At 39.2% G+C, this 23,178-nt stretch carries 20 protein-coding genes; all 20 read right to left on the reverse strand.

Features of this window, described 5'->3' with window-relative positions; all coding sequences use genetic code 11:
* Positions 1–10 precede the first annotated feature (10 nt).
* Positions 11–1,324 (reverse strand): FADH(2)-oxidizing methylenetetrahydrofolate--tRNA-(uracil(54)-C(5))-methyltransferase TrmFO, encoded by a 1,314-nt coding sequence (trmFO, locus tag AMS59_RS08485; protein WP_053483309.1) that lies wholly within the window; start codon positions 1,322–1,324, stop codon positions 11–13.
* Between the two features lie 18 nt (positions 1,325–1,342).
* The gene (gene topA, locus AMS59_RS08490) at positions 1,343–3,421 is read right to left on the reverse strand and encodes a type I DNA topoisomerase (RefSeq protein ID WP_053483310.1); all 2,079 of its coding nucleotides are present in this window, start codon (positions 3,419–3,421) and stop codon (positions 1,343–1,345) included.
* 91 nt (positions 3,422–3,512) lie between these two features.
* Positions 3,513–4,409: a DNA-processing protein DprA gene (dprA, locus tag AMS59_RS08495; protein ID WP_053483311.1), complete on the reverse strand. Its 897-nt coding sequence runs from the start codon at positions 4,407–4,409 to the stop codon at positions 3,513–3,515.
* A gap of 180 nt (positions 4,410–4,589) precedes the next feature.
* Entirely contained in the window at positions 4,590–5,492 is a 903-nt protein-coding gene (sucD, locus tag AMS59_RS08500; protein WP_053483312.1) for a succinate--CoA ligase subunit alpha, read from the reverse strand.
* A gap of 17 nt (positions 5,493–5,509) precedes the next feature.
* Positions 5,510–6,670: an ADP-forming succinate--CoA ligase subunit beta gene (gene sucC, locus AMS59_RS08505; RefSeq protein ID WP_053483313.1), complete on the reverse strand. Its 1,161-nt coding sequence runs from the start codon at positions 6,668–6,670 to the stop codon at positions 5,510–5,512.
* 160 nt (positions 6,671–6,830) lie between these two features.
* Positions 6,831–7,133, reverse strand: coding sequence for an EscU/YscU/HrcU family type III secretion system export apparatus switch protein (locus AMS59_RS08510; RefSeq protein WP_053483314.1), 303 nt, complete (start codon positions 7,131–7,133; stop codon positions 6,831–6,833).
* Positions 7,130–9,022 (reverse strand): hypothetical protein, encoded by a 1,893-nt coding sequence (locus tag AMS59_RS08515; RefSeq protein WP_053483315.1) that lies wholly within the window; start codon positions 9,020–9,022, stop codon positions 7,130–7,132. The genes AMS59_RS08510 and AMS59_RS08515 overlap by 4 nt, the downstream gene beginning before the upstream one ends.
* A gap of 306 nt (positions 9,023–9,328) precedes the next feature.
* Positions 9,329–10,087 carry a ribonuclease HII gene (locus AMS59_RS08520; protein WP_053483316.1) on the reverse strand — a complete coding sequence of 253 codons (759 nt, stop codon included), beginning with the start codon at positions 10,085–10,087 and terminating at the stop codon, positions 9,329–9,331.
* 482 nt (positions 10,088–10,569) lie between these two features.
* The gene (gene ylqF / locus AMS59_RS08525) at positions 10,570–11,442 is read right to left on the reverse strand and encodes a ribosome biogenesis GTPase YlqF (protein ID WP_053483317.1); all 873 of its coding nucleotides are present in this window, start codon (positions 11,440–11,442) and stop codon (positions 10,570–10,572) included.
* Between the two features lie 111 nt (positions 11,443–11,553).
* Positions 11,554–12,123, reverse strand: coding sequence for a signal peptidase I (gene lepB, locus AMS59_RS08530; RefSeq protein WP_053483318.1), 570 nt, complete (start codon positions 12,121–12,123; stop codon positions 11,554–11,556).
* Positions 12,124–12,229: 106 nt separating this feature from the next.
* Positions 12,230–12,574: a 50S ribosomal protein L19 gene (rplS, locus tag AMS59_RS08535; protein ID WP_049668419.1), complete on the reverse strand. Its 345-nt coding sequence runs from the start codon at positions 12,572–12,574 to the stop codon at positions 12,230–12,232.
* Positions 12,575–12,691: 117 nt separating this feature from the next.
* Positions 12,692–13,429, reverse strand: a complete 738-nt coding sequence (gene trmD / locus AMS59_RS08540) for a tRNA (guanosine(37)-N1)-methyltransferase TrmD (RefSeq protein ID WP_053483634.1) — start codon at positions 13,427–13,429, stop codon at positions 12,692–12,694.
* Positions 13,429–13,944, reverse strand: coding sequence for a ribosome maturation factor RimM (gene rimM, locus AMS59_RS08545; protein WP_053483319.1), 516 nt, complete (start codon positions 13,942–13,944; stop codon positions 13,429–13,431). Before rimM ends, trmD begins: the two co-directional genes overlap by 1 nt.
* A 348-nt stretch (positions 13,945–14,292) precedes the next feature.
* Positions 14,293–14,526: a KH domain-containing protein gene (locus AMS59_RS08550; RefSeq protein ID WP_004269410.1), complete on the reverse strand. Its 234-nt coding sequence runs from the start codon at positions 14,524–14,526 to the stop codon at positions 14,293–14,295.
* Positions 14,527–14,541: 15 nt separating this feature from the next.
* Positions 14,542–14,814: a 30S ribosomal protein S16 gene (gene rpsP / locus AMS59_RS08555; RefSeq protein ID WP_053483320.1), complete on the reverse strand. Its 273-nt coding sequence runs from the start codon at positions 14,812–14,814 to the stop codon at positions 14,542–14,544.
* Positions 14,815–14,908: 94 nt separating this feature from the next.
* Positions 14,909–16,267, reverse strand: coding sequence for a signal recognition particle protein (gene ffh, locus AMS59_RS08560; protein WP_053483321.1), 1,359 nt, complete (start codon positions 16,265–16,267; stop codon positions 14,909–14,911).
* A gap of 12 nt (positions 16,268–16,279) precedes the next feature.
* The gene (locus AMS59_RS08565) at positions 16,280–16,615 is read right to left on the reverse strand and encodes a putative DNA-binding protein (protein WP_053483322.1); all 336 of its coding nucleotides are present in this window, start codon (positions 16,613–16,615) and stop codon (positions 16,280–16,282) included.
* Between the two features lie 568 nt (positions 16,616–17,183).
* Positions 17,184–18,425 (reverse strand): signal recognition particle-docking protein FtsY, encoded by a 1,242-nt coding sequence (ftsY, locus tag AMS59_RS08570; protein WP_053483323.1) that lies wholly within the window; start codon positions 18,423–18,425, stop codon positions 17,184–17,186.
* Entirely contained in the window at positions 18,422–22,003 is a 3,582-nt protein-coding gene (gene smc / locus AMS59_RS08575) for a chromosome segregation protein SMC (RefSeq protein ID WP_053483324.1), read from the reverse strand. The genes ftsY and smc overlap by 4 nt, the downstream gene beginning before the upstream one ends.
* A 3-nt stretch (positions 22,004–22,006) precedes the next feature.
* Positions 22,007–22,771, reverse strand: a complete 765-nt coding sequence (rnc, locus tag AMS59_RS08580) for a ribonuclease III (protein ID WP_053483325.1) — start codon at positions 22,769–22,771, stop codon at positions 22,007–22,009.
* Positions 22,772–23,178: the final 407 nt, after the last annotated feature.

The raw sequence follows: 23,178 nt of genomic DNA on the forward strand, positions 1-23,178 counted from the left end.
CTTTTTGCAATCAAATTGTTTGTGAATTCACAAAATTACGAATTGTGTTTATTGCGCGTGTAGCATGCATCTCTGCACGCTCTGGTTTCGAACGACGTCCTGGTGGTAGTTCAGGGAAAATTCCGAAGTTAACGTTCATTGGCTGGAAGTTTTTCGATTGTGCTTCTGTTATATAACGCGCCATACTTCCTAAAGCCGTTTCGAATGGGAAGATAAGTTGTTCTTGTCCTAATGCTAATCGAGCCGCATTAATACCAGCAATTAATCCACTACCAGCTGATTCAACATATCCTTCGACACCTGTCATTTGACCAGCAAAGAAAATATTTTTTCGCTCGCGAAGCTGATAAGTTTTCTCTAGAACTTTCGGCGAATTAATGAACGTGTTTCTATGCATTACTCCATAACGAACGATTTCAACATTCTCTAATCCCGGAATTAATTGCAATACTTCTTTCTGTGGTCCCCATTTTAAATGTGTTTGGAAGCCAACGATATTGTAAAGAGTTCCTGCTGCATCATCTTGTCGTAATTGGACAACAGCATAGGGTCGTTTCCCTGTTTTTGGATCCTCTAGACCTACTGGCTTCATCGGTCCAAATAACATTGTTTTCTCTCCGCGAGCAGCCATTACTTCGATTGGCATACAACCTTCAAAGTAAATTTCCTTTTCAAATTCTTTTAATGGCACAACCTCTGCTTCGATTAACGCTTGACGGAAACGATCAAATTCTTCCTTTGTCATAGGACAGTTTAAATAAGCTGCTTCCCCTTTATCATAACGAGATTTTAAATAAACCTTTTCCATATCGATGCTATCTTTTTCAATAATTGGTGCTGCTGCATCATAGAAATATAGATAATCTAAACCTGTTAAGCCTTGAATTTTTTCAGCTAAATCTTTCGATGTTAGTGGTCCTGTGGCAATAACAGTAATACCTTCTGGAATTTCAGTGACTTCTTCATGAATTACTTCCACAAGAGGATGGTTTTTCACTGCGTCTGTCACATAGCCCGCAAACTCATGACGATCCACTGCTAATGCACCACCTGCTGGTACTGAACATGCATCTGCTGCCTTCATAATAACAGAATCTAACATACGCATTTCTTCTTTAATCACACCTACGGCATTTGTTAATCCATTTGCACGTAGTGAGTTCGAACAAACAAGCTCTGCAAATTTATCAGTATGGTGAGCTGGTGTTTGCTTTACCGGACGCATTTCATAAAGTCTAACTTTCACACCACGTTGAGCAATTTGCCAAGCAGCCTCACTGCCTGCAAGTCCTGCGCCTATTACATTTACTACTTGTTCAGTCATGTACTTACCATCTTTCTATCATTGAGTAGGTGTCTCTTCATAGTCACATTTCGTACACTGAATTTGCACACCTTTTTTAATTTTTTTCTCTACTAATAATGCACTACATTTCGGACATGGTCTACTAATTGGCTTATCCCAAGAAACAAATTCACACTCAGGATACTGATTGCAACCATAGAATAAACGCTTTGTTTTACTCTTTCGTTCTACAATTTCGCCTGTTTCACAAGAAGGACATTTTACGCCAATAGGTTTCATAATAGCTTTTGTATTGCGGCAATCTGGGAAGTTTGAACAAGCCATAAATTTCCCATATCGTCCAAGCTTAAAGACCATTGGAGATCCACAAAGCTCACAATCCTCGCCAGCAGGTTCATCTTTTATAACAACCTTTTCCATAGCCTCATCTGCATATTTTACATGGACCTCAAAATCCTTATAAAACTCATGTACAACTTCTTTCCACTGACGACCACCTTCTTCAATATCATCCAAATCTTGCTCCATTTGTGCTGTGAATTCGATATTTATGATATCAGGGAAAAACTCTAGTACGAGTTGGTGCACGATTTCTCCTAGCTCTGTCGGCATAAATCGCTTTGCATCTAATACGACATAGCCACGGCGCTGAATTGTATCGAGGGTCGGTGCATATGTGGACGGGCGCCCTATACCTAACTCTTCCATTGTTTTTACAAGACGTGCCTCTGAATAACGTGGTGGTGGCTGTGTAAAATGTTGCTTTGGCTCAATTTCAAGAGATTTTACTTGATCGCCAACTTCCATTTCAGGTAGAAGCTTGGTTGTTTCTTCTGTTTGATCATCTGTTCCCTCAATATATAGCTTCATAAAGCCCGCAAATTTAACTTGTGAGCCATTTGCACGGAATAAAACATCACCATTTTGTAGATCAACAGCAACTGTATCAAGTACAGCCGGCGCCATCTGACTCGCGATAAAGCGCTCCCAAATTAAACGATATAAGCGCAATTGGTCGCGACTAAGCACTGCTTTTAATTCATCTGGAGTTCGCATCGTACTAGTTGGACGAATGGCCTCATGGGCATCTTGTGCATTCGATGCTTTTTTTGCCTGCTTCGGCTCTGTGGAGATGAATTCTTTGCCGTATTTAGATTCAATGTAGGCAATTGCCTCTGTTTTTGCTGTATCTGAAATACGTGTTGAATCGGTACGCATATACGTGATTAAACCGACTGTCCCCTCTTTTTTACCAATATCAATACCTTCATATAATTGTTGCGCAAGCATCATCGTTTTCTTAGCACGGAAATTTAACTTACGTGCGGCTTCTTGCTGTAAAGAAGATGTTGTAAAAGCAGGTGCTGCATTTCGTTTACGTTCTTTTTTAGATACATTGACTACTTCAAAACTTGTACCTTTAACATTTTTTAAAATAGATTTTACTTGTTCTTCATTTGTTAATTTAATTTTTTCTTTGCCATTACCATAATAGAGCGCATCGAACGTTTTCTTACCTTTTTCAAAAGAACCTTCGATTGTCCAATATTCTTCCGGTTGGAAGTTTTTAATTTCATTTTCACGATCAATAATCATGCGTAGTGCTACAGATTGAACTCGTCCTGCTGATAATCCCTTTTTAACCTTTTTCCAAAGAATCGGACTAATGTTATAACCAACAAGTCTGTCCAATATACGACGTGTTTGCTGTGCATCTACTAAATCCATATTAATAGGACGTGGATTTTTAAAGGATTCTACAATCGCATCTTTTGTAATTTCATTAAAAACGACACGACAATCTGAATGAATATCAATATTTAACGCAGTCGCAAGGTGCCAAGCAATCGCTTCTCCCTCGCGGTCTGGATCGGCCGCTAGAAAGACTTTCTTCACTTTTTTAGCCGCAGACTTTAAGTCCTGCAAAACAGGACCTTTACCACGAATAGTAATATATTTAGGTTCATAATTATTTTCAGGACTAACGCCCATTTGGCTACGTGGTAAATCACGAACATGCCCGATAGACGCCTTCACTTTATATTTTTTCCCTAAATATCGTTCAATTGTTTTTGCTTTTGCTGGTGATTCTACAATCACTAAATAATCCGCCATCTATGTCTCCCCCTTAGCGAGGTCTATTGCTAATTTTTTAAGTTACCTGTTGCAAAATGTATAACAGATTTTAAGATAATGCAACTTTTTTTCAATTTTTGTTAGAAAAGAGCGCAAGTGTTTCAACGATTTCGTGACCGTTGCACACTGGAATAGCTCCTTCTAATAGTAGTTTATTTGTGCCTTTTGATTGCTCTGCATCAATTGGACCCGGTACAACAAATACATCTTTTCCTTGTTCTAATGCATATTCTGTTGTAATAAGCGTTCCACTTCTTAATGCTGCTTCGGTTACAACTAAAGCTTTGGACAATCCGCTAATTATACGGTTACGCATAGGAAAATGCCATTTTTCAGGCTTCATATATGGAGGATACTCTGTGACAAGTAACTGTTGCTCCGCCATATGCCCAGCGAGAGACTGGTTTTCCTTAGGGTATAGATAATTAAACCCGTGTCCAAGCACTGCAATTGTGGAACCTCCAACTTTTATAGTTGTCTCATGAGCTATCGTATCCGCCCCTCTTGCAAGCCCGCTTACAACAGTATATTCGTGTTCAACAAGAGGCGGAACAATTAAGTCCATCGCAGTTTTCGTATAAGCTGTAGCCTTTCTAGAGCCTATAATAGCTACTTGCTTTTCGTTCGTTAATAGAGAATACCGACCTTTCACATACAATACAGTAGGTGGACTGGATATTTCAAATAATTGCGCCGGGTAAAAAGGATGATGAAAAGGGATAGGGGAAATATCGGCCCGTTCATAAGCTTTTTCAAACGACAATGTCATATTTTGTCGAAAGCTACGAGTTATTTCTAATGCTTTGTGCGATGATATTTGCAGTGCTTTTGCAATCTCGTAGGGGGGCGCTTCTTCAAAATAACTTAGTATATCCACCGGGGACAATAATTGCTGAAGTTTTTGAAGTGGTAATGGGTATATATAATGTAAAGCTAGTAATCTCTGTGTATCGACTGAAAAAATCATTTAAAAACCTCCTTTTATATAGAAGAAATTAAATGACCGCATTTTTAATGACACAGCTTTTTTAGGAAAGGTCCTTAAGAAGTAAGTAGGAAGTTCTTGAACACAATTCCGTTAGAAGCTTATGAAAGCCGTGTCTTCATAAAGAAAAAGATGTAGCAACAACGTGCTACATCTTCCATTTTAATGGGTTTTACACTTTTCGTATAGCCCTTTTTCTTTAATTACTTTAATAAGTGTGTCACCAATGACAGATGGCGTTTCTGCTACTTCAATACCAGCAGCATTCATGGCCTTAATTTTCTCTGCTGCTGTTCCTTTACCACCTGAGATAATAGCACCAGCGTGACCCATACGTTTTCCTGGAGGCGCTGTTTGTCCACCGATAAAGCCAACGACAGGTTTCGTCATATTCGCTTTAACCCACTCAGCCGCTTCTTCTTCAGCAGTACCCCCAATTTCCCCAATCATCACAACTGCATATGTTTCTGGATCGTTGTTGAACGCTTCCAAAACATCGATAAAGTTTGTACCATTGACAGGGTCTCCACCGATACCTACAGCTGTAGTTTGACCAATACCAGCTTGTGTTAATTGATGTACGGCTTCGTATGTTAACGTACCAGAGCGAGAAACAACTCCTACATGCCCTTTTGTATGGATATATCCTGGCATAATACCAATTTTACATTCATCTGCCGTAATAACACCTGGACAGTTTGGACCTACTAGACGTGTCTTTTTACCTTCCATATAACGTTTAACCTTAACCATATCAAGGACAGGAATATGTTCAGTAATACAGATTGTTAATTCTAATTCAGCATCAACAGCCTCTAAAATAGCATCTGCTGCGAATGGAGCAGGTACATAAATAACTGAAGTTGTTGCGCCTGTTGCAGCTACAGCTTCCGCTACAGTGTTAAATACAGGCACTCCTTCGACTTCAAGACCACCTTTACCTGGTGTTACACCAGCTACAATTTTAGTACCATATTCAAGCATTTGCTTCGTATGGAAAAGCGCTGTTTCGCCCGTAATCCCTTGTACAATTACCTTCGTATCTTTATCAATAAATACAGCCATTGTTCTCCCTGCCTTCCTTAGCCTACTAGTCCCACAATTTTTTGTGCACCGTCAGCCATTGAATCAGCTGCAACGATGTTTAAACCAGATGCATTTAAAATCTCTTTTCCAAGTTCTACATTAGTACCTTCTAAACGTACAACTAACGGCACAGTTAAGCCAATTTCTTTGGCAGCTGTAACAACACCCTCAGCAATAATGTTACATTTCATAATTCCGCCAAAAATGTTTACGAAAATGCCTTTTACATGTGAATCAGAAAGGATAATTTTGAAAGCTTCTGTTACTTTTTCAGCCGTTGCACCGCCCCCTACATCCAGGAAGTTAGCAGGGCTTCCGCCATAATAGCTAATTGTGTCCATTGTAGCCATAGCAAGACCAGCTCCATTAACCATACAGCCAATGTTACCATCTAGTGAAATATAGCTTAGGTCGTATTTTGATGCTTCGATTTCCTTTGCATCTTCTTCATCAAAATCACGTAATTCGACAATATCTTTATGACGATACAATGCATTTGCATCGAAATTGAATTTAGCATCTAATGCCAAAACTTCTCCTTGTCCAGTTACAACAAGTGGATTTATTTCTACAATAGAAGCATCCTTGTCGATAAATGCTTGATACAGGCCTAGCATTAATTTAACAGCTTTCCCTACTAGGTTAGCCGGAATATTCATATTAAACGCCATGCGACGTGCTTGGAAACCTGTTAACCCAATAACAGGATCCACAACTTCTTTGAAGATTTTTTCTGGATGTGATTCCGCTACTTCCTCAATATCCATGCCGCCCTCTTCAGACCCCATCATTGTTACACGGGATGTTGCGCGGTCTAATACTAAACTTAAATAGTATTCTTTTTGAATATCAGAACCCTCTTCAATATATAAGCGTTTTATTTCTTTTCCCTCAGGACCTGTTTGATGAGTTACCAAAATTTTACCTAGTAATTCTTTTGCATAAGTACGCACCTCGTCAAGGTTTTTAGCGATTTTCACGCCACCCGCTTTACCGCGTCCTCCTGCATGAATTTGCGCCTTGACTACTGTTACGTTAGAGCCAAGTTCCTTCGCTACTTTCACTGCTTCATCAGGGGAAAAAGCAACTTTTCCGTTTGGTACAGCTACACCATATTTTCTAAGAATCTCTTTCCCTTGATATTCATGGATATTCATAATACATCCTCCCATCAAACATTTGCAAAATTGTTTTACTAACATAATCTATTCTAACTAAAGATTCTGATAAAGTCCACACTTTGTCTTTTATTCATTTTTTATCTTTTAATATGACGATTTCTTCTGTTTCTTGTACTAAAACAGAGTTTTGTGAATATCAGAATTCTTTGTTTTTTCTGTATTTTTGCGCATGTTGTTGATCTAGTCGATATATAAATGCAAAAACCTCAGCGACAGCTTCGTACAATTCTTCTGGAATTGACTCATTTAAATCTAATTGTCCAAGTAATTGAACAAGGTTAGGATCCTCATAAATCGGGACATCGTGCTCATTCGCGCGTGCTAATATATTTTCTGCTGTTTTCCCTTTTCCTTTTGCTACGACTGTTGGACTATCAAAACGTCCTAACTTATACGTGAGAGCAATTGCCTCTTTTCGAGTAAATTTTTCTTCACTCATATGCGAAAATCCACCCCACTATGTTCCTCTTGCTGTTCTACTACAGGTTTTTTTTCAGGTTGGGCTTTTTCAAATTGTTTAATAAAAACGCCTGAAAGTTGATACTCTTTTTCAGCTAGTCCTATTTTTAATGCTGCTTTTAGTGGTTCTGCAAGCGCAAGTATATCATTATTTTCATTAAATACTGTCACAGTAACTACACGATTTTGAACCTGCATATCAATAACTGTTTCTTTCATAGATTCCATTTGTAAATAAAATAATATACGCGCGTAATTGGCATCAATTTTACCGTCTTCCTTCATGCGTCCATTCCACTGTAATGTTGCATCCATTTTCTTACCGAAGAATTCCAATGGTACTTGCATAATAAGTTGATGCTGATGGCCATTCTCCCCTGATGCTAGTTGCATGCCGTTCATACGCGCCATTAACATTTCCGCAGCTTCCTTCAGCTGCGGAGTAACATGTGTTTCCTGCAATAATGTATGTAGCTGAGGTTTTAATTGATGTGCAATTTGCTGTAAATCTGCTGACTTATTACTAAGTGCCGCTTCATAGCTAACTCCCAGATTTTTCAATACCGTTTTAAGTGCATGTTCCATCGCTTTACTGTCCATAGAATTTTGTACATGGGCATCTGCTTGTGTAACAATCTGTTGAATCATAGATTGCGGGGATTCAACACTATTTTTCATGAGATTTCGCATGAATGCTTCGTTTTGTATTGGAGAAGTTACTTCATGCTTTAAAAGCGATAATAAATGGTCCTTCACCGAAAGAGCATTGGCGTCTTGTGTAAACAAACGCTCCGAAGAATTTTCTGCAAACGCTTTTATTAGTTGTTCTTGCATCTGTTTTGCAAAAATCTCTAGAGTTTGTTTAGTTGCTGGTAGCTGAGTAAATCGATCGATAAGTTGATTTAATGACTGCTTTTGTTCATCGGTTAACAAACTTTGATTCGCTGTCCATGATTTAAGCTGGTCGACAAGTTGCTTTGTATTGTCGGGTTGTGCTGTTAAAATCGTTTGAATAACTTGTCCAGCCTGTTGAAGCTGATTTGGCTGAACAGACTTTATATCGCTGAGACTTGACCAGTTTTGCAAGGTTGCCTTCTGAGGTAATATTCCCGCATCCTTCAACATATTCATAGCTTGAATCTTGTCACTCATAGAAGCTTCATTACTAGTTAATATTTGAATGGACTTGGCAAGTACTAAACCACCTGTTTCTACTTCAAAAGGCTTTGCAATTGCCTGTACCTGTTGCATTAGATTTTGCTTAAGGTTTTCTGGTAAAGCTATATCCTTCGTTAAAAGCTGCGTAAAGTTTTCCATTACGGAATTCATACCATTCGTTTTTTGTCCACTCATAAGAGCTTGAAAAACATCATTCGTCATCGGCATTTTAAACTCTACCATTTTTTGAATGGCTAGCAGGGCATCCATTTTAGTAACGCCCTCTGGTAATGCCTTTAACCACATTTCGGCCTGCATCAGCTGCTCTTTTGAAATCGGTAGCTGCTCTTTCATAAAATGAGCTAAAAGCTGCTGCATTTCAGGTGTTTTTGGCAAATTCATTGATTCAAGTAGCTGATTAATTTGTTGACCTTGGGAAGCCGTTTGCACCATGGGACCCGTAACAACTTTTAGTTCTGTTTGTGGACTTGTACCCGTCACTTGAAAGAAATGGGCATCTCCTGCTTTTAGTGGGACTTCGAGTTTAGCAATAAACTTCTGATGGCCAACTTGTATTTCCGCCATTTGATCTGGATATAATTGTTTGATTGTCCCTTGAAATACTTGTCCTTGTTTTAAAGTAAGCGGCTGATTAGCTGAGGTTAAAGCAGTTTGTTGCATTTGAATCGGATTAAAAGATGTGGCTGTCATATACATACTCCTTTCATCAATTACTCCTTGGCGTAATTGGCGTCCTTTTTTTAACGTGGGGTTGATTTCCGCTCCGACTGGGCTTTTCCCTTGGGGCGTCCGATGAGCCGCTTGGGCCAACAGATGTTTTTTGCGCGAAAGCGAATCGGCAGCGCACCGATGTTAATCACGAAGGCGTTATCACAGGACGTGATGGTTTTAGCCTTCGTTCCTCTTTCGCTGATCCCCAAGGAGTCGCCCAGTCTCCGCTCCAGTCAACTTATCCACATGATATACGTTTTAACAAATGTCATTTGCTGAAACAAGTTAGAGCATTGACTTTATCGGCTCAAATGACTTGCGATGATGAGTAGTTGGACCGAACTCTTCAAGTGCTTTTAAATGTTGCTTTGTTCCATACCCTGCATGCTGAGCAAAACCATACATAGGGAATTCTTCGTCCAATTGATCCATATAATTATCTCGAGCCGTTTTCGCCAATATCGATGCAGCTGCAATAGCTAAGCTTTTCGCATCCCCTTTAATTATTGAATCCTGCGGAATAGAGATTGGTAGCGTCATAGCATCAACTAGCACATAATTAGGTTTAATAGATAATGATTCTACACTTGTTTTCATCGATTGCTTCGTCGCTTCGTAAATATTTAATTCATCGATTTGTTGCGCTGATTGGAAATGGATAAAATAACTTAATGCATGCTCTTTTATTAAAGCAGCATAGTCATTGCGTTTATCTTTTGGTAATTGCTTTGAATCATTTAATCCGACTAGAGCCTCACAGTTTGCAGGTAAAATAACAGCAGCTGTTACTACCGGCCCTGCTAATGGTCCACGCCCTGCTTCATCTATACCTGCAATGAGTGCCCCTTGCTCTCCATAGCTTTGGTCAAAATCGACTTTCGCTTGATGTTCCTTTAATAGCTGTTGTTTTTTCTCCTGACGCTTTTCCCAATTTTGCCAAGCTTTTTGCACTCCTGCTCGTTCGTCGGTTGCTACAGCGGTCATCCAACCCTGCCATTCCTCCGCTTCCTTTAAGGCTGCAGTAATTTCTTTAATTGTTTTCATATATTTACTCCCTTTTGGTTCTTAACAGTTATTCGCTAATCTTACTTTTTAGAGGGCTAAGGATTCACCCTAACGTTTTGGCGTTTTTCACAATATATATCCCTTTTTTGTAATATGTACTTGAATGCACAATCACTCTTCATTCCGCACGTGCGCAGCTTGAGTCTTCTCGCCCATGCTTTTATACTAACAATACTTTTTTATAAAGAACAGGTTTGGAAATTTCACTAAAATCCAGGGATTACATTTAATGGTATTTCATGTATATTAATTGATTGTAGTGGAGGCTGGGCGACTCCTTGGGGATCAACAATAACGGAAATCAATCCCCAAGTTTATAACGAAAAGCTCCGAATCGATTCAAAAAGTATTTATTGCTTTTTTTCTCGCTCTATATCATTTATCGGCAAGAAGAAGTATTCCTAAAAGAAAAACTGCCATGCTCACAACCTTCTCAAGTGAGTATGACAGTTTTTTTCTTATTACTGCTGTGCTTCCTTTTCAAGCTGTTCGCCAACAAAGTCAAAGGTTAGTTTACCTAATTGCAAGCCACGAATATCTCGAACGATCAGTTGAGCTACTTGATCATAATCGATTTCTCCTCCGGGACCGAAAACACGGCGAAGTTTACCGATATGATCGAAGGTATCCACTAAATCTTCATGTATAAACTGGAAGCCATAGCGTTCTTCCATTCGTGCCGGATAATGAACGGATAAAAAGCGTAGGCCATATACAGCTAAATCCTCCATATTCGTTATAGTATCCTTTATGGCACCTGTTAAGGCTAATTTATAGCCTACTTCTTGATCTTCAAATTTCGGCCATAAAATACCTGGTGTATCGAGTAATTCAAGCTCCTTCGCAACCTTTATCCATTGCTGAGCCTTAGTTACCCCTGGAGTATTCCCTGTTTTTGCTATATTTTTCTTTGCAAGGCGATTAATTAGCGTCGATTTCCCTACGTTCGGAATTCCGACAATCATTGCACGAATGGCTCTTGGCTTCATCCCACGTGACTTCATACGCTCAAATTTTTCTTTTAATATTTCTTGAGCAGCCTTTGTCACCTGCTGTAATCCTTTACCTTCAAGAGAATTGATGGCTACTGCCTTATGACCTCTTTGCGCAAAGTATTCAACCCATTTACGTGTTTCCTGCTCATCTGCCATATCTGACTTATTTAAAATAAGAAGACGCGGTTTTTGATTAATCACTTCGTCTATCATTGGATTTCGGGAAGATAGCGGTAAACGTGCATCTATTAATTCAAATATAATATCAACGAGCTTTAATTTTTCTGTTACTTCTCTACGGGCCTTTGCCATATGCCCTGGAAACCATTGTATAGTCATATCTATACCTCCTACACTAAAAGAAAAAGGGAGTTTTAACTTCTTTCAGCAGGTGTCCAAACGCCTGCTGAAAGAAGTTAAAGCCTCCGGCGGATGTCTCCCTTTCAAGAATTACTTTACAATTTTAATATCACTATACGGCCAGAAAATCAGACTTGTATTACCAATAATCTCTTTCTGATCGACGACTCCAATAATACGACTGTCCTTACTGTATCGACGATTATCCCCCATAACGAAAAAACAGCCTTCTGGAATTACATTATCTTTTAGGTTTACATCAATGTCTTTTAATGTAAAATCCTCGGTTAAAGTACCTTCTGTAATTTTTGATTTGTAAGCATCTAAATAAGGCTCATCTATCGGTTTACCGTTAATGTATAATTGGTCATTTTTATATTCCAAAGTCTCTCCTGGTAATCCAATAACACGTTTAATATAGTTTTTCTTCTCAGGAGCATGAAATACAACAATATCAAAACGTTTTGGTTCACCTATTTTATAACCAATTTTATTCACAATCATACGGTCGCCATCTTCAAGGGTTGGCATCATGGATTGGCCATCTACTGCAATGGGTGTAAATAAAAAATAACGAATAATCGCTGCAATCGCAAATGCAATTAGAAGTGCCTTTGTCCATTCCCATAGTTCATTCTTTTCCTTCACTTGTTTTTCCATCGAGATTTGCCCCCTTGTCTATCCTCATTTTAGTTGATAGCCATTTATGATGACAAGCAAAAAGAAAAGGAGCTTGTTACACAAGCCCCTCACTTTTAATTCATAATTATCGAATTTCTTTAATACGAGCAGCTTTACCACGTAGGTTACGTAGGTAGTAAAGTTTAGCACGACGTACTTTACCACGACGTACAACTTCTAAGTTAGCGATTTTTGGTGTGTGTACAGGGAACGTACGTTCAACACCTACACCGTAAGAAATTTTACGAACTGTGAAAGTTTCGCTAATACCGCCACCACGACGTTTAATTACTACACCTTCGTATACTTGGACACGTTCACGAGTACCCTCTACTACTTTCACGTGTACCTTAACAGTATCACCAGGACGGAAAGTTGGTAGATCAGTGCGAAGCTGAGCTTTTGTAATCTCTGTAATAATGTTTGACATTGTTTTTCTCTCCTTAGACAGATGCTCTTGCACGCAATCTATGCCACAGCGGAACACCGTAATTCAGTACTTCACATAGAAGTACAGAATAGATGATATCATAAATATAGATAGCAATCAAGCATCTTTATTATTGTTTTTAAGTTTTTCTACATACATTTTTTGCTTGTCTGTTAATGGATAATTCTCGAATAAATCTGGACGACGCTCGAAAGTTCTTTTCAGCGATTCTTCCGCACGCCATTGCTCAATCTTTGCGTGATTGCCCGATAGTAAAACATCAGGTACTTTCATTCCGCGAAATTCAGCAGGTCGTGTATAATGTGGGTGCTCTAGAAGACCTGTTGAGAACGAATCTTGTATGTGGGAATCCGCTTGTCCTAAAACCCCCGGAAGAAGTCGTACAACGCTATCTATAACCGTCATAGCCCCTAGTTCACCACCAGTTAATACGAAATCTCCAATTGAAATCTCGTCTGTGACAAGGTGCTGACGGATGCGTTCGTCATAGCCTTCGTAATGACCACATAAAAACACTAGTTCTTGTTCCTGCGCTAGCTCTTCTGCCTTTTTCTGAGTAAAACGCTCACCTTGTGGACACATCAAAATGATACGGGGATTTTTCCCTTCAGTAATGGCCTCGACAGCGCTAAACATCGGCTCTGGTTTTAACACCATTCCCGCACCACCACCATACGGATAATCGTCTACTTGATTGTGCTTGTTACCCGAATATTCACGAATATCAGTTACTTCTAGCTTTACAGCATCTTTTTCTTGTGCTTTTTTTAATATTGATGCACCAAAGACACCTGTAAACATATCAGGAAATAAACTTAACACATGAATATTCATCATAGCAGGCCTTCCATTACGTATATCACAATTTTCTTCTCATCAATATTAATTTCCTTAACGATGTCTTCGATATACGGGATGTAATGTTCTTTTTTAGCGCCTTTGACTACCCACACATCATTTGCACCTGTTTGAAGAATATCTGTTACTGCTCCGATTGTTTCGCCTTCTTCAGAAACAACTGAACAGCCAATTATATCATGGAAGTAATATTCATTTTCCTCTAATAAATCATCTGACATTTGATCCTTCGTAATTTTGAGCATACCTTCTTTGAAAGGCTCCACAAAATTGATGTTATACATTCCTTCAAAAGTTAATAAAATAAAGTTTTTATGACGACGCATCGATTCAATTGTTACCCATGTTGGCTTTTTATCGTCTTTTTTAAACGCTGCAAGCTTATTTCCTACTGCGAAGCGCTCTTCCTCAAAATCTGTTGTTGATAATATACGTACCTCACCACGAATACCATGCGTATTGACAATCCGACCTACATTAAACCATTCCATTCAAATCTCACCTCATATAAAAAATGCTAAACAAACTCATCCCGTCAAGCTACTTGCTAACTAGATCAAAAAGTATTCTTTCACCTTTCACCTACAAAAGCAGTTTAACTTTCGGTGGACGGTGTTATAGCTTAGACGTTGACCAGTCTTCCTCAATGTCATTATGTTCAATTACCTCTCAATATAATTATGATAATGAAAAAAGGAAGGAACCGGTAAGCTCCTTCCTTTTAGTCCAGATTTTACGCTTTACCTCAGAGCCACTTTGAATTCCTAAGCGCATGTAAACATACCGATCAGGACTCTCCAGCGCTTGTTGCATGTAAAAGAGCGTGAAAATCTTTTCTATCAATCCAATATATCGACGTAGGTCTTTTTTTGATGGTGACTACCCGCCGCTGAATAAACAATTGTACGAATCGCTTTCGCTACTCGCCCTTGCTTGCCTATGACTTTCCCTCGATCCTCTGGATGAACAAAAAGTTTATAAACAATTCGATTTGCATTTTCATCCGTCTCTATACGAACTTCTTCTGGATAATCGACTAACGGTAAAACGATTGCTTCAATCAGCTGCTTCAAAGACGTCGCCCCCGATTATTTACTGAATTTTTGGTTATGGAATTTTTCCATGATACCTTGTTCTGAGAACAAGTTACGCACTGTATCTGATGGTTTTGCACCGTCAGTTAACCATTTAAGAGCTTTCTCTTCATCGATGTTTACAGTAGCTGGTTGAGTAAGTGGGTTGTAAGTACCAACTGTTTCGATTGAACGACCGTCACGTGGTGAACGAGCGTCTGCAACTACGATACGATAGAAAGGAGATTTTTTAGCTCCCATACGTTTTAAGCGAATTTTAACTGCCATTTTAATAGCACCTCCGAATAAGTTTCACACAAGATAGTATATTATCAATGTTTAGGTTGTTTGTAAAGTGTTTTTTCTTAACACCTATAAATTATTATTTAAACAATGAATCGAAGCCTGGTAGTTTCATCTTTTTCTTGCCTTTGCCACTTGCCATGCCCGTCATTTGCTTCATCATTTTTTTCATTTCCTCAAATTGCTTTAATAGTCGATTTACCTCTTGAATTGATGTCCCAGAACCCTTTGCTATGCGCTTTTTACGGCTACCGTTAATAATTTCTGGACTCGTTTTTTCAGCAGGTGTCATCGAATAAATAATCGCCTCTACACGTCCCATTTGCTTATCATCCACTTTAACATTGTCTAAGCCTTTGATTTTGCCGGCACCTGGTAACATTTTTAAAATTTCATCAAGAGGACCCATTTTCTTCACTTGTTGCAATTGTTCAACAAAATCATCAAACGTAAAGGTCTGGGTTTTAAATTTTTCCTCTAGTTCTTTAGCCTTAGCTTCGTCAACATTTGCCTGAGCCTTTTCAATAAGTGATAAAACGTCACCCATTCCTAATATACGAGAAGCCATACGCTCTGGATGGAAAGGTTCCAGTGCATCCATCTTCTCACCCATACCAACAAACTTAATAGGCTTCTGTGTAACGGAACGAATTGATAGCGCCGCACCACCACGTGTATCTCCATCAAGCTTTGTTAAAACAACTCCGGTAATACCGACTGCTTCATTAAAACTTTCTGCCACGTTGACAGCATCCTGACCCGTCATAGCATCTACAACTAGGAATACTTCATCCGGCTCTTTTAACGCACGAATATCTTTTAATTCTTGCATTAAATCTTCATCGATATGCAAACGACCTGCTGTATCGATAATAACGACATCATGATGTTCTTCTTTTGCCAATTCAATTGCTTGACGTGCAATTTCTACTGGAGATACATCGGTTCCTAACGCAAAAACAGGTAGGGATAACTGCTTTCCTAATGTTTGTAACTGCTGAACAGCCGCTGGACGATAAACGTCTGCAGCAACTAGTAATGGCTTACGATTATATTTTTTACGTAACACATTTGCCAATTTACCCGTAGTTGTCGTTTTACCTGCACCTTGTAAGCCGACCATCATAATAACAGTTGGTGGCTTTGTATTAAATTTAATTGGGCTTTGCTCGCCACCCATTAATTCTGTCAATTCTTCTTGTACGATTTTAATAACTTGCTGACCTGGTGTTAAGCTTTGCATAACATCTACACCGACAGCACGTTCACTGACCTTTTTAACGAATTCTTTGACTACTTTTAAGTTAACATCCGCCTCGATTAAAGCAAATCGGACTTCTCGCATCATTTCTTTAACGTCTTGTTCCGATACTTTACCTTTACCTTTAATCTTTTGGATCGTTCCTTGGAGTCGTTCCGCTAATCCTTCAAAAGCCATTGCTTTCGCCTCCTAATCCCATTCTTTCAACTGTTCTATAAGCGTTAGCTGCTCTTCAACTGTCATACTTTGTTCTGTCATCCCTGCTGTTAGCTGCGCAAGCATTTGTGTACGTTGTTGAAATTTTTCAAGTAAACATAGTTTTTCTTCATATTCTTCAAGCATCGCTTCTGTTCGACGAATATTATCATAAACAGCTTGGCGTGAAACCCCATACGATTCAGCGATTTCTCCAAGTGAGTGATCATCTAAATAATAGAGCTCCATATAACTTCTTTGCTTATCTGTTAATAATGCTTGATAAAAGTCGAAGAGAAAGTTCATGCGTGTTGTTTTTTCAAGTAGCATCGAATGTTTCTCCTCCCGTTATTAGTCATTTGTATCATAACGAAAAGCGCCCGTCTGTGTCAAGGTAATCTCCTTGTCTAAAAGCTTTAATTAACTGCTTTTTAGGCGTTTTTCACCTATAGCTAGTATTTCCCTTTTAAACAATGCGATTCACCTGCACAGACGAGCGCAATTACAAATTTACTTACTCAAATATTAATCCTCGGACCATCACCAAAACGTGTGGTTGATTTCCGTTCCGACTGAGCGCTTTGTTGCTGACGCTTCGCTTTCGCACAGAGCAAAGCTTCCTGGGGGCGTCCGATGAGCCGCTTGGGCCTACACGATGTAGGTCACGAAGGCGTTATCACAGGACGTGATGCGCTTAGCCTTCGTTCCTCTACTTGCTCGCTCCAGGGTCTCAGGCCAACAGGATGTTGGTCACGAAGGCGTTATCACAGGATGTGATGGTTTTAGCCTTCGTTCCTCTATCGCTAATCCCCAAGGAGTCGCCCAGCCTCCACTCCAATCAACTTATTTACATAGTATACGTTTTAACAAAAGTCATCTACAACTCTTGATGATGAACCTAGTCCTCATTATTTTGTAATTCTTTATCTAAACCATCAGCAAATAAGCCATACACATAGCGCTCTGCATCAAATGGCTGTAAATCATCCATTTTTTCACCAAGACCAACAAACTTTACAGGAATGTGTAATTTATTACGAATAGCAAGAACAATACCACCTTTTGCAGTGCCGTCAAGCTTTGTTAAAACGATCCCAGTTACATTTGTAGCTTCCTTAAATGTTTGTGCTTGAACAAGTGCATTTTGACCTGTTGTTGCATCTAAAGCTAATAGTACTTCATGCGGAGCATTCGGTACCTCTCGAGAGATTACTCGATGAACTTTTTCAAGCTCATTCATTAAGTTTACTTTGTTTTGTAGGCGCCCTGCTGTATCACAAATTAACACATCTGCATTACGGTTTTTCGCCGCACGAATTGCATCATACATAACTGCCGCTGGATCTGAGCCTTCCGATTGTTTAATCACTTCACAGCCTACGCGGTCTCCCCAAACTTGTAATTGATCGATGGCACCAGCACGGAAAGTATCACCTGCCGCTAAAACAACCGTTTTACCTTGTGATTTTAAACGATGGGCAAGTTTACCGATTGTTGTCGTTTTCCCAACACCGTTTACCCCGACGAATAAAATGACAGTAAGTTCACCTTTAGGTTGCATATTAAGCTCGATTAAATCCGTTTCTCCTTGCTCATAAATTTCCACAAGTTTTTCAGAAATAAGCGCTTGAATACCGTTTGTATCTTTGATATTTTTACGCTGAACCTCGAAGCGTAATTTATCCATTAGCTCCATTACTGTTTCAAAGCCAACATCCGCCTGTAATAATAAGTCTTCTAATTCTTCAAAGAAATCTTCGTCCACTTTTCGATAACGCGCAACTAAGTCGTTTACTTTAGAAGTAAATGAATTACGCGTTTTTTCAAGTCCAGCCTTGAACTTTTGTGTAATAGACCATGCAGAAGGTTTTTTCTCCTCTACAGGTTCTTCCACTATTGCGACCTCTTGTACTTCTTGTTGCTCTTGATCTTCTATTGCTACAGGAAGTTCTGTTTCAATTGAGCTTTCCGTGACAGAAACTTCCTCAACTTTTTCAATTTCATCTACAGTTGCTTCAATTCGAGCAGGCTCTGTTGCTTCGTCTTGCTTCTGTTCAGCAGCTTCTTCTTCATTGATCGCTGCTACTTTTTCTTCCTCATTGCCCATCAATTTATCTTTTAAACGTTTAAAAAAACTCATGCTTGTTCGCTCCTTTGCTCCGCAAGTACGGGTTCATCTTCTAATTTTACTGATACAAGTTTAGATACGCCAGATTCCTGCATTGTAATACCATACAACACATCCGCTCCCTCCATCGTTCCTTTACGATGTGTGATCACAATAAATTGCGTGTCACGGCTAAATTTCTTCAAATATTGGCTATAACGAACAACATTTGCCTCGTCTAAAGCCGCCTCTACCTCATCGAGAATACAAAATGGTACAGGTCGAATATTTAGGATGGAGAATAATAAAGCGATTGCAGTTAGTGCACGTTCACCACCTGAAAGCAAGCTTAGATTTTGTAATTTTTTACCTGGTGGTTGTGCTACAATTTCTATACCTGTTTCTAGCAGGTTTTGAGGATCTAATAACACTAAATCTGCCTGTCCCCCACCAAACAATTCACGGAATACACGTTTAAATTGCTCTCGAATGGCATAGAAGGTTTCGCTAAATCGCAGCGTCATTTCTTCATCCATTTCTTTAATAGCCTCATGTAATGTTTCCTGAGCAGCAAGTAAATCCTCACGTTGCTCTGTTAAAAATGAATGGCGTTCAAGTACCCGATCGTATTCCTCAATGGCACTCAAATTAACAGGACCTAACTCTTCTATAGATTTCTTCAGTAATTTCACTCGACGTCGCATATGCTCTTCATCTTCAATTGCAAGGGCAAGCTCCTCAGCTTCCTCAAATGTTAGCTGATAGTTTTCTTCTAGCTGTTCATTGAAATTATTGATTTCAAATTCTACACGACTTCGCTTCAATTCATTTGCACGTATCGCTTCAAGGTAGCCTTTATGTGTACGTTGCAATTCCTTCAGCTGTTCTTCTAAAGTAGTAAGCTCTTGTTGTTGTGCTATTTTTCCATCTTTTTTCTGTGAAATCGTGTCTTGTAGCGAATCTCTTCTCGCCTTCCACGTAGCAACCTGCTCAGCCACTTCTTCATCGCTTAAAAGTTTTGTCGATTCATCCGATTGGAGCCAGATTATTTCCTGAGAAATATTATCGACTTTTTGACGAGCTTTGTTTAATTGTAGGGCTAACTCTGCTGTAGCAATTTGTACTTGTGACATTTGCTCCTGCATTACCGCTAACTGCGAACGTTTTTCTGCTGACTGCTCACGAAGTACGTCTTTCTCCGATTCACTTTGTAGCTTCACCTTACTTAATTGTTCCACTGTTTCATTGATCTCTAACAGTTCTTTTGCTAATGCCGTTAATCGCTCCGTAGCCGTTTCCTTTTGAGTTAACAATGCTTCTTCGCGTGTTTTTACATCTTGTGTTTCATTAGAAGCAAAAGATACTCGTGCAGATAAGCTTTTCTCGCCAACCTCTAGCTCACGTATACGACTCGCCTGTTGCATTTCATCTTGTCGTAGTTGCTCACCGTCAAGCTTCAATTGATCTACTTTGTCTCGCAATGTTGCAAGCTTCTCTTTTTCAGTTGAGACAGCCTGTTCAGCACTATAAATAGACGCTTCTAACGATTCTAGCTTTACTATTAAATCATCTAATTCCGCTTTTCTTGTAAAGAGTGAAGATTGTTGTTTCATTGCACCACCAGTTAATGAACCGCCTGCATTGACGATATCACCTTCAAGTGTTACAACACGATATCTAAACCCACATAATCGGGCAATTTGACTTGCACCTTCTAAACTTGATGCAACGATGACATTGCCAAGAAGGTTCTCGACAATTGTGCGGTTGTCTTCATCGAACGTTACAAGTGCATCAGCCATTTTGACAAATGCCGGGTGCTCAGTAGCTAGCTGAATCGTAGATAGATGAATTTTCCGTGACTTAATAACTGTTTTAGGTAAAAATGTTGCCCGTCCAGCTCTCTTTTGTTTTAACCACTGAATTGCCTGTTGAGCATATCGCTCATCAGTTGTCACTATATGCTGAGAGGCTGCCCCTAATGCTGTTTCGATAGCCTGAGAATATTTCCCATCCACTTGAATTAACTCAGCAACGGCTCCTTCAATCCCAGCTAATTCACCTTTATCACGTGCTAATAATACTTCTTTTACTCCATGGAAAAAGCCTGAGAAATCCGCTTCAAGCTCAGCTAGCGTATCTTTTCTAGCCTTTAGTTGCTGCTGATGCTGATAAGCTTTATAAAGCATATCTTGCTTTTCATTAAACGATGTATTGACGTTCTTCAACTGTATTTGCAATGCTTCATATTGCTCAAGTTTTCCCTGCAATTCGTTAGAAGTTGTAGTATGAGCAACAACTAGCTTCTCTTTTTCAGCTAGAATTTGCGCAAGCTCTTGCCCGATTTCATCAGTTTGATCTGACATTCTTGTCGCCATCGCTTTTTGCTGCGCTAACTGTTGTTCAATATTTTTCAATTCATTTTTAACTGTTGCTTCTTCGTTTAAGGAGTCGATATATCGGTTTTTTGATTCTTCAATTTCTTGAGCAATTTCAGAAACTGAGCGATTTAAAGATTGTTCTAATTGTTTAATGCTTTGTTTCAGCTCTGATACTTCTTGCTGTTTTTCAGTGAACAATTCTTTTTTCTCTTGCTCTTGAGCTATAAGAGCCTCAACCTCACCTTTTGCTTCTTGTAATGCCGTATTCAATTGAAGTAGTTGATTAGAAGCATTTTGTCGCTTTTCAGCCATTAACGCTTTACGACCATCCCAACGCTCTACCTCCATCGTTGCATTAACAAACTCAGCCTGAGTCGTATCTAAAAAGTCATCTAGCTCTTTTAAAAGCTTCCGAATACTTGCAGTTTGCTGTTCTATCGAAGAAATATGATGAGCTTGTTTTTGCTCCGTTTCATATAGCTCCGTATACTCAGCTTTCAGAGCATGCAAAGATTGTGCACAATTTTTTAAATCGTGCACAAGGATAGCGATATCAAAATCCTTTAACTCTGTTGACATTTGCACATAATCTCTTGCACTTGATGCCTGAATTTCTAACGGCTCCAGACGACTGTCTAGCTCATGTAAAATATCTAAAACACGATACAAATTTTCATCTGTTTCAACAAGCTTATGCTCTGCCTTTTTCTTTCTTAGTTTATACTTTAACACGCCAGCTGCCTCTTCAAAAATAGAGCGACGGTCATCAGGTCGGCTATTTAAAATTTCATCGACACGGCCTTGTGAAATAATGGAGAAGGCCTCTTTCCCAAGTCCTGAGTCCATAAACAAGTCCGTAATATCCTTCAGGCGACACTGCTGGTTATTTAGTAAATATTCACTATCACCTGAACGGTATACGCGTCTTGTTACGCTGACTTCTGTGTATGAAAAAGCAAGCTGTTCATCTGTGTTATCTAAAATTAATGTTACCTCTGCAAAGTTTAGTGGCTTACGTGAGTCACTGCCAGCAAAAATAACATCCTCCATCTTTGCCCCACGTAACGACTTTGCCGATTGCTCCCCAAGTACCCAACGAACGGCATCAATGACATTACTTTTCCCACTGCCATTTGGTCCAACTACTGCTGTAACACCGGGTACAAAATCAATTCCAATGCGCTCCGCAAAAGATTTAAAGCCAATCACTTCGAGTCGTTTTAGGAACATCTATTAAGCCTCCTCTTTTGCAGTTTGCTCACGCATTGAACGCATTGCACATTGCGCAGCTTGCTGCTCGGCTTCTTTTTTTGATTTCCCACGACCAATACCAAGCTCCTGTCCATTTAACAGTACGCTCGATACAAAGGTACGGTTATGTGCAGGACCCTTTTCATCAATAATTTCATAATAAAGAAGGCCGTTATTTGTTTGCTGTACCATTTCTTGCAATTGGCTTTTAAAATCCATCACATGCGAAAAAGCACCGACTTCTACTTTCGGGAATACGATTCGTTCTAAAAAGCACACAACCGTTTGTAAGCCTTGATCTAAATAAAGGGCACCTACAAATGACTCAAATACATCTGCAAGTAGTGCTGGGCGTTCCCGTCCACCTGTTAATTCCTCACCTTTTCCAAGTAATACAAAGCGACCAAAGCCTAATTCATTTGCAAAGATAACAAGTGACGGCTCACATACTATGGATGCTCGTAGCTTCGTCAGCTCACCCTCACTCATATGAGGATATTTCTCAAAAAGATATTTAGAAACAGACAGTTCAAGTACTGCGTCTCCTAAAAATTCAAGACGCTCATTATCCGTAAACAGTTTACGGCGATGCTCATTCACATAAGATGAATGCGTGAATGCTTGATACAATAAATTTTTATTAATAAATGTGATATTTAATTCATGCTGTAAAAGCTCGAATTGATTGCGTACTTTTTCAGGAAGCACGCCAGATTTCTGCATAGTTCCTTTTCTTTTCATAGCCATTGAACAATCTGCCTTCCTAATAGTTTCTACCGTTTAAGTGTACCTTTTTCAAGGCATTTATGCAAAAGTATTTCGGCTTAAATACAATGTTTTGGAAATTTAATTATTTAATTATTTTCCAAAATAAAAAAAAGGGACGTTCACAGTTCGCACAACGAACCATTTCGTCCCCTTTTTAAACATACCCTCAGCATAGTATCTGCTCTTCACACTGAAGAAAAGCATGAGTAATTTCTGCCAAAGGCTTTAACTTTATTCAATCATAAACTTTTATTGTCTAATGACCGCATCCATGTCAACACCAGTAGAGGTGATTAATCTCTGCTATATAAAGTTCAATTATGCCTCGGCATAATTGCGTCGGGAATCGGCTTTGTGCTTGCACAAAGAACTCCTTTCCGATTCCG

This window comes from Lysinibacillus sp. FJAT-14745 (genome assembly GCF_001275675.1).
Lineage (GTDB): Bacteria > Bacillota > Bacilli > Bacillales_A > Planococcaceae > Lysinibacillus.